Source organism: Pseudotabrizicola sp. (genome assembly GCF_030684215.1).
In the GTDB taxonomy this organism is placed as follows: domain Bacteria; phylum Pseudomonadota; class Alphaproteobacteria; order Rhodobacterales; family Rhodobacteraceae; genus Pseudotabrizicola.
The window spans coordinates 197,075-208,506 of sequence record NZ_JAUXOV010000052.1 but is presented as its reverse complement, the minus strand read 5'-3'; the positions used below and the strand labels follow the sequence as shown (position 1 = coordinate 208,506).

Annotated in this window: 12 protein-coding genes; 7 read left to right on the top strand and 5 right to left on the bottom strand. The window is 61.3% G+C overall.

The window, feature by feature from the left end:
- Nucleotides 1–84: 84 nt before the first annotated feature.
- The 4 genes from Q8K08_RS10575 to Q8K08_RS10560 form a co-directional block, all read right to left on the bottom strand.
- Nucleotides 85–1,587, bottom strand: coding sequence for a tripartite tricarboxylate transporter permease (locus Q8K08_RS10575; RefSeq protein WP_305250032.1), 1,503 nt, complete (start codon nucleotides 1,585–1,587; stop codon nucleotides 85–87).
- A gap of 1 nt (nucleotide 1,588) precedes the next feature.
- The gene (locus Q8K08_RS10570; protein WP_305250031.1) at nucleotides 1,589–2,071 is read right to left on the bottom strand and encodes a tripartite tricarboxylate transporter TctB family protein; all 483 of its coding nucleotides are present in this window, start codon (nucleotides 2,069–2,071) and stop codon (nucleotides 1,589–1,591) included.
- A 78-nt stretch (nucleotides 2,072–2,149) separates the two neighbouring features.
- Nucleotides 2,150–3,148, bottom strand: coding sequence for a tripartite tricarboxylate transporter substrate binding protein (locus Q8K08_RS10565; RefSeq protein WP_305250030.1), 999 nt, complete (start codon nucleotides 3,146–3,148; stop codon nucleotides 2,150–2,152).
- A 42-nt stretch (nucleotides 3,149–3,190) separates the two neighbouring features.
- Complete coding sequence (locus Q8K08_RS10560; protein WP_305250029.1) at nucleotides 3,191–4,126, bottom strand: dihydrodipicolinate synthase family protein; 936 nt, start codon at nucleotides 4,124–4,126, stop codon at nucleotides 3,191–3,193.
- A 113-nt stretch (nucleotides 4,127–4,239) separates the two neighbouring features.
- Between Q8K08_RS10560 and Q8K08_RS10555 the strand changes: the two genes are divergently transcribed.
- The 7 genes from Q8K08_RS10555 (at nucleotide 4,240) to Q8K08_RS10525 (ending at nucleotide 10,303) form a co-directional block, all read left to right on the top strand.
- On the top strand, nucleotides 4,240–5,235 hold the full coding sequence (locus Q8K08_RS10555; RefSeq protein WP_304803187.1) for a Gfo/Idh/MocA family protein: 996 nt from the start codon (nucleotides 4,240–4,242) through the stop codon (nucleotides 5,233–5,235).
- 18 nt (nucleotides 5,236–5,253) lie between these two features.
- Complete coding sequence (locus Q8K08_RS10550) at nucleotides 5,254–5,955, top strand: FadR/GntR family transcriptional regulator (protein ID WP_304803189.1); 702 nt, start codon at nucleotides 5,254–5,256, stop codon at nucleotides 5,953–5,955.
- A 113-nt stretch (nucleotides 5,956–6,068) separates the two neighbouring features.
- Complete coding sequence (locus Q8K08_RS10545) at nucleotides 6,069–6,863, top strand: UDP-2,3-diacylglucosamine diphosphatase (protein ID WP_304803192.1); 795 nt, start codon at nucleotides 6,069–6,071, stop codon at nucleotides 6,861–6,863.
- On the top strand, nucleotides 6,863–7,990 hold the full coding sequence (locus tag Q8K08_RS10540) for a ceramide glucosyltransferase (RefSeq protein WP_305250028.1): 1,128 nt from the start codon (nucleotides 6,863–6,865) through the stop codon (nucleotides 7,988–7,990). The genes Q8K08_RS10545 and Q8K08_RS10540 overlap by 1 nt, the downstream gene beginning before the upstream one ends.
- A 4-nt stretch (nucleotides 7,991–7,994) precedes the next feature.
- A complete protein-coding gene (locus tag Q8K08_RS10535) occupies nucleotides 7,995–8,567 on the top strand; it encodes a DedA family protein (protein ID WP_304803196.1) in 573 nt (190 codons plus the stop codon).
- A complete protein-coding gene (locus Q8K08_RS10530) occupies nucleotides 8,564–9,295 on the top strand; it encodes a glycosyltransferase family 2 protein (protein ID WP_305250027.1) in 732 nt (243 codons plus the stop codon). Before Q8K08_RS10535 ends, Q8K08_RS10530 begins: the two co-directional genes overlap by 4 nt.
- Nucleotides 9,296–9,361: 66 nt before the next feature.
- Nucleotides 9,362–10,303 carry an NAD(P)-dependent oxidoreductase gene (locus Q8K08_RS10525; RefSeq protein WP_305250026.1) on the top strand — a complete coding sequence of 314 codons (942 nt, stop codon included), beginning with the start codon at nucleotides 9,362–9,364 and terminating at the stop codon, nucleotides 10,301–10,303.
- 42 nt (nucleotides 10,304–10,345) lie between these two features.
- Here Q8K08_RS10525 and Q8K08_RS10520 read toward each other — a convergent pair whose 3' ends face one another.
- Nucleotides 10,346–11,404: a four-carbon acid sugar kinase family protein gene (locus tag Q8K08_RS10520; RefSeq protein WP_305250025.1), complete on the bottom strand. Its 1,059-nt coding sequence runs from the start codon at nucleotides 11,402–11,404 to the stop codon at nucleotides 10,346–10,348.
- Nucleotides 11,405–11,432: the final 28 nt, after the last annotated feature.

Below are 11,432 nucleotides of genomic sequence, written 5' to 3'. Positions count from 1 at the left end.
GATATTTGCCGGCGAACCGGGGGGTTTCACACCCCCCGGACCCCCCGTGGGATATTTCAGAACAGAAAATGGGCGTCAGGCAGGTTACCTAGTGCGGACCATCCGCCGCAGCGCGCTGATCAAGGCATAGAACCAGAGCAGCAACACACAGACCCCCAGCACCGCAGCGATGGGGCGGTCAAAAAACGCGCTGAGATCGCCCCCGGATTTGATCATGGAAGTCATGAACATCCGCTCGAACATCGGACCCAGAACAAGGCCAAGGATGATGGGGGCGACGGGGAAACCGTTTTCCTCCAAGAACCAGCCAAACAGGCCAATCACCAGCATGACGATGATACCAAAAGGGGAATTGGTCATGGCAAAAGCGCCGACCAGACAAAAGCTGAGCACGATGGGCAACAGGACGCGGCGGGGCACACGCAGCACCTGGCTCGCGGCGCGGACCGTGGCCCAACCCAGCGGCAAGAGCATCAGGGTAGAAAGGATGAAGATGAGAAAGACCGCGTAGATAAGTTGCGGGTTTTGCAGGAACACTGTTGGGCCGGGGTTCAATCCCTTCATGTACAGCACGCCGATGACGATGGCCGTTACGCTGTCGCCGGGAATGCCGAAGACCAGCGCCGGGATCCATGAGCCACCCACCGCCGCGTTATTGGCGGCAGAGGCATCGACCAGACCTTCGACATGGCCCGTGCCATAAGCTTCTGGCGTTTTAGAAAAGCGCTTTGACACGGCATAAGCCATCCATGCCGCAATGTCCGCCCCAGCGCCGGGCAAGGCCCCGATCAGGGTGCCAAGCATGGAACTGCGCAAGATGTTCCTGGGGTGCTTGCGGATGACCCCACCCACCCCTTTGAACAGCGGGCCAGACGAGACCGGCATGGGCTGCACCGGGTCGGCAGAGTTCAGCCGGATCACGCCGCGCATCACCTCGGCCAAAGCGAAAAGCCCGATCATCGCAGGGATGAATTCAACGCCCGCCAGCAGGTTGGTGTTGCCGAAGGTAAAGCGCGGCACGCCTGTTGTGGGGTCAAGTCCGACAGTGGCAAGGGCAAGCCCGATCAGCAGTGATATTCCGGCTTTGAGCGGCGAGGCAGAGGCGACAAATATCGCGCAAGACAGGCCAACGGCGGCCAGCCAGAAATACTCATATGAGGTGAATTTCAGCGCAAATTCCGCAAGCGCCGGGGCGGCGAGAAACAAGACCGCAATGCCGAACAACCCACCAATGCAAGACACGATCAGGCTGACGCCAAGCCCAAGATTCAGCTTGCCCTGCCGCGCAAGGCGGTGGCTGTCTTCGACATAGGCCGCCGAGGCAGGGGTGCCGGGAATGCGCAACAGTGCGCCGGGAATGTCACCAGCAAAGATTGCCATGCCGCTGGCCGTGACAATGGCGGCCAAAGCCGGGATCGGGTCCATGAAGAAGGTAATCGGCACCAGCAGCGCCGTTGCCATGGTGGCGGTCAGGCCCGGCATGGCACCGACAAACATACCGAACATACCGGCCAGCAGCATGGTCAGCAGAACCGTCGGGTCCATCACGAGCAGTGCTGCGGCATGGATTGCATCAAAGGTTCCCATGTCAGAGTAACCCTTCCAGCAGGCCACGCGGCAGCGGCACCCTTAACAGCCCGGCAAACAGCCACCAGCACAGCAGGCTTGCCGCCGCTGCAAGGCCAAGCGAGGTCAGCACGGACAACCGCACCGACAGGAACAAAAGCGTCAGGCCGATGATCGAGACGGCAAGATAGCCAAGCGCATTGGCCAGAAAGATCTGCCCCAGAATCAGAACAAGCACCATTCCGGCGGGCAACAGGCCACGGGGGCTTTGCAGCTCGGGGTCCAGTGTTGCGATGGCGGTCGGGGTGGTTGCAGCCTTGCGTTTCACGACATCGGCCAGAACCAGCAGGCTGCCCCCCATCACCAGACCCGCGCCAAGAATGCGCGGCAAAAGCGATGCGCCGTAGGGCATGCCACCCGGATTCGGAAACCCCGATGCGGTCAGAAAGACAAACAACCCAATGGCAATAATGACTGCGCCCGAAAGGGCGTCCGTGACCCGCATAATGCTCCCCCCGAAGTCCGATGCATGGCGCGGGCGTGGTTCATGGACCCCGCCCGCACCTGTTTCATGTGGCAGGGATCAGCCCTGCAACAGACCTGCTGCGCGCATGGTGTCCCCCATGGCCCCATCGGCTTGCCCCATCATCGCGCCATGGGCCGCGGGATCGAGGTATTCGATGTTGAAACCCCGCCCGCCCATGAACTCGACAAACTCTGGGTCTGTCGCGATTTGGGCCAGTACGGTTGAGATCGTCTGGGCCACATCGGCTGGCAGATCCTTTGGCCCGCAAACCCCGCGCCATGTTGCAAGGGCAAAATCGCCGCCCCCGGCTTCGGCAAGCGTTGGCAGGTCGGGGTGGCTGCTGGCACGGTCAGCGCCCATCAGCGCCAGATTAAGCGCACGACCCGCGTCGACCATCGCTTTGGTTTCCGCAAGTGACACCGTGACAATATCAACGCCGCCCGCGATCAGGTCTTGCATCGCCGGGGCCGAGCCTTCGGACGGCACCCATGTCACATGGTTGCCCTCAAGCCCAAGCGCCTTGAGCCAGCCGACAAGGGCCAGATGCCAGATGCCGCCCTGTCCCGTGCCGCTTGCCTTGAACGTGCCGGGGGCCGAGGTCCGGATCGCTTCGGTCAGGGCGACGATGTCTTTGTAGGGGCTGTCGTTTGAAACGGTAACGGCTGGGCTGTCCGCATTCATCAGCCCCAGTGGGGTATAATCAGCAGGGCCAAGATCGGTAAGGCCAAGGTGGTGCATCATGGTGATTTCCACCGTGACAATGCCCAGCGTATACCCATCGGCTTTGGCTCCGGCGATGGCGGAATGGCCGACCACACCGGCGCCGCCCGTGCGGTTCACCACGGTGAATGGCTGGCCAAGGCGCTTTTCCAGCAGCGCCGCAATCATCCGGGCGGTGGCATCGGTGCCGCCACCTGCGCCCCATGGTACAACTACCGTTACCGGGCGGTCGGGGTAGCCTGCGGCAAGCGCACGGGCGGGATTCAGGCCGATGGCACCAAGGGCAGCAGCCCCCAGCAACAGGCCACGGCGGCTTGGGTTCGTGAAATCAGTCATGTGGTTCCTCCCTTTAAAGTCGATCTGGCGCGACGGCCCGGCTTACGCAGCCGTGGCCGCCCTGAAGTCAGCTTCGGCAGCGCGGAGTGACCGGGCAGCTTCGGCAATCTCTGCACGCCGGCTTTCGGGCACTGGCGCACTTGGCAAAAGGATCGGCCCGGTTTCGGCCAGTCCTGACAATGCTACCGCTTCATGCAGCACGCGGATTTCGTTGATCTGACTGCGCAGGGCTTCCATAGGCAGAATAGGCTGCAACAGCCGTTCGGCGGTCGCCTTGTCGCCCAGTTTCAGGGCCTGAAACAGCGCATCGGACAGTGCAGGCGCGATGCAAACGCAACCCGCCGTAAAGCCCGGCAATCCGAAGTCCAGCATATGTGGAATGGCAGGCGGCTCGCCAAAGCCAGAGATGATCCGCTTGGTGCCGATGGCGATGATGATGTCGGACAGGTAGCGATCTGGCGCGCCAAGTTCGCGCGGAACGGCATATTTGACCCCAAAAACAACGCCTTCCGTCACAAGTGTCGCAAGGATATGCGCGGGGATGTAGTCGTCGGTCTTGATATAGACCAACAGTTGCACCCCAGACTCTGCCGTGAAGGCCCGCATTGCATCGGCCATGCCAGCATGGGTCAGCGGCGCACCCATTGGCAGCATCAGTGCGACCGGATAGCGGCGCGACTTCAGAATCGTTGCCTGATCCGCCATCTTTCCCGCGTCTGGCCCGACCGATGGCAGTAGCCAACTGTCAACGGCCACCAAAGCCTCTAGCCTGTCCAGCCAGTCGGCATAGACCGACAGGGGCCAATGCTGCGCCAGTGCGTTGCCGCCATAAAGCAGGGTTGTCACGCCCCCCTCCTCCAGATGGCGGATGACCGCGCCATTGGCGGCATCATCGAATTGCCCGTCCGGCGTGCGCGCCAAGGGCGGTACGGCCATAATGGATTGAGCCAGATCGGCGGGGGTAACAGCATGGCGCATGGGGTCGAATCCTTCTTGATCGTAAAAATGGGTAACTTTGATTCTTTTATTAGTCAGTAGTTGTAAATTCAGTTATAAGAAGATAGATCGTCGGCGACTGTCAGGAGGGCGGAATGAAGAACTTGAAAGTGGCAATCGCCGGGGCCGGAGCGATCAGTGAGTTTCATCTGAAGGGATGGCTGGCGCAGGACGCTGTAACGCTTGTAGCGATCTGCGACCCAGACCGGGAAAAGGCGCAGCTGCGTGCTGACGAATTTGGCATCGCGGAGGTGTTTACCGGTGTTGCCGAGATGCTGGCGGCGACCAGACCGGACGCCGTTGATATCATTACCCCCGTTGGCAGCCACGCCTCGCTGGTGCGCATGGCTGCGGCGTGCGGTGTGCATGTCATTTGCCAAAAGCCCATGACCCCCACAGTGGCCGAGGCCGAGGCGCTGATCGCCGATGTGGGCGAAGGCGTGCGCTTTATGGTGCATGAAAACTACCGCTTCCGCCCACATTACGCCGAAATCGCGCGCCGGGTGCGGGCGGGCGAGATTGGCCGCCTGCGCCATGCACGCCTGACTGTGCGGTCGTCGTCGCTGTTTGATTATCCGGGTAGGGTGCCGTTCCTGCTGGGGCGGCAGCCCTATCTGGCGCAGTTCAAGCGTTTGCTGGTGTTCGAGGTGTTAATCCACCATCTGGATGCGCTGCGATCCATACTGGGTGAGATGGAGGTCCTGTCGGCGCGACTGGACCGGATCAATCCGGACCTGATGGGCGAAGATGTGGCGCTTGTCACGCTGCGCTCGGCAGATGGCGCACTGATCCAGATGGATGCCAATATCTCGGCCCTTGGCTATCCGCCCTTGCCAACGGATCGGCTTGAATTGCTGGGCGATGCCGATACGCTGATCTATGATCGCGACCGGATTTCCCGTCTTTCGCAGCCAGAGATCGTGTCTTTGCATGATCTGACCGCGAATTATCAGGCGTGCTTTACGGGGGCAGTGACAGAGTTCGTAACGGGTCTGCGCAACGGCACCCCATTTGCGACCGACAGGCTGGACAATTTGGAGACCTTGCGCCTTATGGAATCGATCTACCGGGCGGCGGGCGTGAACGTGTAACAGGCAAAGGCAGCGGTCATGACATCGACAGAACGACGTGAACCCTCGCTTGCCGATCAGGTCTATGATCGGCTGCTGTCAGATATCGTCGAAGGCCGCTATCCGTTGCAGTCGCGCCTTCCCCCCGAAGAGGCGCTAGCGCTGACCTGTGGCGTATCGCGGCCGGTGTTGCGGGCCGCTTTGGCACGGCTGCGCGATGATGGCATGATCTCATCCCGGCGCGGATCGGGCAATTATGTTGCCCGGCGCCCGGATCGGTCGGTGATGCAATTCGTGCCGCTGGGGTCGATCACCGACATTCAGCGCTGTTACGAATTCCGCGCCGATGTCGAAAGCGCCGCTGCTGGCTGGGCTGCCCAAAGACGCGACGAAAGCGACCTTGCGGCGCTGGAAAAAGCGCATAAGCTTATGGAAACCAGCTATTTGCAGCAGGCATTGGGGGTTGATGCCGACCAACTTCTGCATAGGTCGATTGCAAAGGCAACCAAGAACCCGTTTTTCCAGACAGTGCTGGAATCTTTGGCACAGCAGATCACCTTTGGCATGCAACTGTCGCGGTCGCTGACCTTGCAAGCTGCGCCGGAACGGCAGGCTGTGGTGCAGGCCGAGCATCAGGCAATCATCGACGCCATCAAGGATCAAAACCCCGAGGCCGCCTCTGCCGCGATGCGACGCCACATCATGGGCGCCCGTGACCGGATGTTTGTCGGCCAAAGCTGAGACAACCTGCCAGATCGGCCACCGCAACTGTCGCAGCACTGCAGCAAAACCTTCATACGCCCGTTGTTCTTTTGCGTCAGAGATAGGTGCAAAGGATGACGCGGAGCAGTGGCATGGGCAGTTCTATCCAACATCACAGGGGTCTGTTCCTATCAGACCTGCATCTGGGTGCTTTGGGCAGTCGGGCCGATCTGATCCTGTCTTTCCTGCAGCACAATCACGCCGACACCTATGTTCTGGTTGGCGATATTCTGGACCTGTGGCAGCCGCTTCTTCCGCATTGGACCGACGACGCGCAGCGCGTGATGGACCATCTGCGCAGCCGTCAACAGGCGGGTGCTGTCGTTCACTACCTGCGCGGCAATCACGACCCTGACCCGGCGCGTGCACCAAAGCCAAAGGGCCTGAATGTACGGCCCGTGGACGAGCTGGTCTATCTCGCCGGAGACCAGCGTAAATATCTGGTCTTACACGGCGATATCGTCGATGCGCGTGTTGTGCGGTCGCATGCTCTGACCCGCTTGGGTAGCCGGATTGACCATGCCCTGCGGCGGCTTGACCGTGGCCTGTCCGTTCTGCGGCGCGGCACGTCGGCCGAAGCCCGCAGCACGATTGAGGCCTTGCTCGCCGGGGTAAATTCCTTGCTGTATCGCGGACGCAAGCACGAGGTGCGCGTGGTTGATATGGCCCGGCAGCGCGGGTTGGATGGGGTGATCTGCGGGCATTTCCATATCGCTGGCCTGCATGATGATCACGGCCTGACCTATGCCAATTGCGGTGACTGGCTGGACAGCATGACGGCACTGGCCGAGGACAGTGACGGCACGCTGCGGCTGATGTCATGGCGGCCAGTGGCCGCCGCACTCAACGCTGGCCTGCCCAGCCCAGAGCTGAAAGGTGCTGCATGATGGCCTTGGCCCTGTCCGTATTGGCCGCCCTTCTGATGGCCGCGCATTTCGTGGCAATCTGGCTGTATCTGCGCCGCCTTGACCGTCCCAAACCCGGCGGTGGTGTCATCGGGCAACCCTTTGTTACCCTGTTGCGCCCGGTCTGTGGGCTGGATGCGTTTGACGCGCACACGCTGCAATCGTCTTTTGATCAGGATTACCCCCGGTATGAGATCATCTTTTGTGCGCAGTCTCCCGATGATCCTGTGATTGATCTGCTGGAACGGCTGATTGCGCACAATCCACAGGTTCCGGCACGGGTGTTGGTCGGCCTTGATCGCATTTCGGGCAACCCCAAACTAAACAACGTGTGGAAAGGCTGGAACGCCGCATTGGGCGACTGGATCTGCATGACCGACAGCAACCTGATGCTGCCGCGCGACTATCTGGCGACCGTTGTCGGATCTTGGGGGCCTGCGACGGGGCTTGTGTCGTCTCCTCCGGTCGGCAGTCACCCGCAGAACCTTGGCGGATTGCTTGAATGCGCCTTTCTGAACACCAATCAGGCCGTGATGCAGTTTGCCGCCGCCAGTGTCGGCCCCGCCTATGCCCAAGGAAAGACCCTGTTTTTCAACAAGCCCCTGCTGGAGCATGCCGGGGGGCTGTGGGCTTTGGGGCAAACCTTGGCAGAAGATGCAGCCGCAACACGGGTGACGCGCAGCCTGGGCCGTGAGGTTACGCTGACGCCCCTGCCCTTTGCCCAACCCATCGGGCGGCGCACGCTGGCACAGGTCTGGTCGCGGCAGTTGCGGTGGAGCCGGGTGCGGCGCGATGCCTTTCCGCTTTTGTTCGCCTTCGAGGTTTTCAACGGTGGCGCGGCCCCGATTGTCTGCGCCATGGCGGCGCTGGTCCTGTCGGGCGCGGATCCGGTTTTCGGGCTTGGCTATGCCGCACTTTGGTATCTGGCCGAGGTGTTTGTGGCAGCGCGAGCAGGGTGGCCGATGGGACCGCAGGGGGCGCTTTTGCTGGTGTTGCGGGATCTGATGATGCCAGCACTCTGGCTCGCCACCTTCATGCGCCGCGGGTTCGACTGGCGCGGCACCACAATGGCCCCCAAAACCCCGTCCAACACCGTTCCGGCCGAGTGATGCCATGACCGAAGCCGATGTCGGCGCGCTGATCCGGGATTACGGGTTGCTGATCATCGCACCGGTGGCTGTTCTGGAAGGGCCGGTGATCTCGGTGATTTCGGGCTATCTGGCAAAGGCCGGGCTTGTTCCGCTGCGTCTGGTTTTTTTGGTGTTGCTTCTGGCCGATCTGGCGGGGGATATCTTGCTGTATGTCATTGGTCGAAAGGGCCGGGCCGGGATGGCTCTGCCGTGGCTGAGCCGCTTTGGCGTGACGCGCAGGCGGCTGGCAAGTGTGATCCGTGCCTTTCGCAAAAATGATGCGCGCATTCTGGTTCTGGGCAAGCTGACCCATTCCGCTGGCTTTGCGGTACTGCTGGCGGCTGGCATGGCACGGATGCCTTTTCTTCGTTTTCTGGCGCTGAATACGGCGGCGACTGTACCAAAGGTCGCGCTGTGCATGGCAGTTGGCTGGTGGTTTGGTGCCATTGGTGACCGCGTTGGTCCGTGGTTGCTGGGCGCGACAGTGCTGACCTCTATCTGCATTGCCCTCTTTGCCGCCCACCATTTCAGATCGCGAAAACGGAGCGACACATGACACCCACCTTTACCTGCCTGATCCCCGCCCATAACGAAGCTGACCGGATCGCGGGCGTTGTGGCGGTGGCTTTGGATCACCCGATGATTGGTCCGGTGATCGTGGTTGATGACGGGTCGCAGGATGATACCGCCACTGTGGCGCAGGCAACTGGCGCTGTCGTGCTGCGGCTTTGGCCGAACCGTGGGAAATCAGCGGCCCTGGCCGAAGCACTGGCGCGCGTGAAGACCAGCCATGTGGTCTTGCTGGACGCAGATCTGATCGGCCTGAGCCCGCTGGACTTGTCGCGCCTGCTTGCCCCCGTGGCAGAACGGCGGGCAGATGTCTCTCTGTCCTTGCGCGGCAATGCCCCGGCTTTGTGGCAATGGCTTGGGGTGGATTACATCACCGGGGAACGCGTGCTGCCAATGTCGCTGATCGCACCGATCCTGTCCGACATAGAGGCATTGCCACGCTTTGGTCTGGAGGTTTTTCTGAACACCCACATTCAGGCGGCGGGCATGTCGGTCGCGATTGTCCGTTGGGCGACTGTTTCCAGCCCATCAAAAGCCCATAAATGCGGTTGGCCAGCCGGATTGCGGGCCGATCTTGGCATGATGCGCGACATTCTGCGGACCGTCTCACTTGGCACGACATTTACCCAGATCGACTTTTTGCGGGACGCGGCCCGGCGCACGGGCGCGCCAACGCTGAGACAGCGTCTGATGCAGTTGAAATTGCGGCACTGATTTGCGTTTGAGGGTAGCAATCCGCTTCAATTTCACCGCAACTGTCGGTGTCGTTGCGGAGGGGTGATGGATCGGAGCAGCCACACATTGGCGGGCCAAACGGTCATTGTGACAGGGGCGGCTGGCTTTATCGGCAGTGTCGTGATGACCGCTTTGGCAGCAGCAGGCGCAAAGCCCTTTGGCTGGGTGCGGGGCAAGTCGTCTGAGCCCCTGCAAACTGCGTTTCCGTGGGCCAATGCAGACCTTGCGCAAGACCCTCTGGATGCGCTTTTGGCCAAGATCAGTCCGGGTGCCATCATCCATTGTGCCGGACGCACCGCGGCCCCCGATACCGATGAGGGCCGCGCCGATCTATTCACCGCCAACCTGACAGCAACCGCCCGGCTGGTGGGCGCAGTGTCGCGCATGCCGCAGCCCGCGCGGTTGGTGATCGTGTCATCGGCAGCAATCTGGGCACCGATGGCACCTGATCAGGGTACGATTGACGAGCATCATCCCATGCGGCCGGCGGCGGCCTATGGCATCAGCAAGGCGGCGGCGACGCTGCACGCGCTTGCCGAGGCTGATCGGCTTGGTCTTGATCTGGCGGTTGCTGTGCCCTTCAATGTGATCGGCCCCGGTCAGACCGCACGGCTGGTACCGCAGGTTTTCATCGAACAGCTACGGGAAACCCCCGGCCGCTTTACCCTTTCAAATCCAATGGCGGTGCGCGACTGGATAGACGTGCGCGACGTTGCAACGGCGCTTGTCGCACTGAGCCAGCCAAACGGACCGCGCGGATTGTTCAATGTGGCTTCGGGCGAAGGCCACAGTCTGAAAGACATGCTTTCGGCCCTGTGCCTTATTGGTGGCTGGCAACCGGATATTGAGAACGGCACACAGCACAACGCTTCAGGGGTACACAAAAGCATCGGTGATCCGCAACGCCTGATCGCTGCAACGGGTTGGACCCGGCAGATCCCGTTGGACACCAGCTTGCGGGACATGATCGCCTTTACAGCTACCTAAACAGGCAGGCTGACTGCGATTTATCCAGCACTTTGGCACAAATCAGACCTGACCAGCGCCCTGCCGAACCAGACGCAACAGACAATCCACCGCGCCAAAGCCGCCCGATTTCGTGATGAACACTGGACCGGACGTGTGGTTCAGGTCGCGGCAAACCGGAAGGCCGGGCTGCGCCTCGCCCAGCACCTCAAGCGCGGTCACGCCAAGGCCCGTCAGAACCGCAGCAGCCGTTTCTCCGCCTGTCAGAACAAGATGGCGCGTGGGGGATGAATGATGGCGCACAAAGCCCTGTGCCAGCCGCAAAGAAACCGCCCTGCCGTCTGTTTCAGCCTCGCTTCCCTGCGTTGCCTGCACGATGACAGAGCCCGCAGCCGAATGTTCCGGCACAACACCACCCGGCGCAGCAATCCATTGAACCGGGTCCGCAGACCGAAGATGATCCACCTGTTCCAAGGTGATTGGATCGCGCGACCCAACAACCACCGCCACGGGGCCAGACCAGCCCAGATCCGGCACGATCTGTGCGTGCCCCTTGGCAAGATGCGCTGCCAAAGCCGAAGCCAAACCGCGCGCGCCAACAAATACGGTTCCCGCCGGAGCGTCCTGAACAATGGCTGCAAGATCCTGATCCGTCTCGGCATCAGGCACACTCAACTCGCCCAAAGCAAACGGGGGAAGGCACGGCGCCACAGGAATGGGCTGCGCAATGCCCATTCCCCGAATGAACCCACCACTCACACGCCGCCCCAATTCGGGAATTGCCGGGCAGACCACAACCTTCTGCGGCAAGCGAGCCGCCAGAAGCGCCGCAACCTCTGCCGCGACATTGCCCTTAAGCCGCGAGTCGATCTTTTTCAGAACCACCGGAAAGCCAGAAAGGGCAAGCGCCGCCTGATGCATTCGGACTGCGGCCTCGGCTTGTGGAATTTCGCGGCTGTCCAGCGATACCGAAATCACCTCTGCCCCGGCGTTGAGCGCCTGAGAGATTGCGGCGACAGATGTAACAGCAATCGTTTTCCAACCCCGCATGGCAAAGGGCACGGCGGAATCCAGCGCGCCCGTCAGATCATCCGCAATAATGGCCGCGACCGGACCTGTCATGTTGCACAGCCTCCATGGCATCTGAACG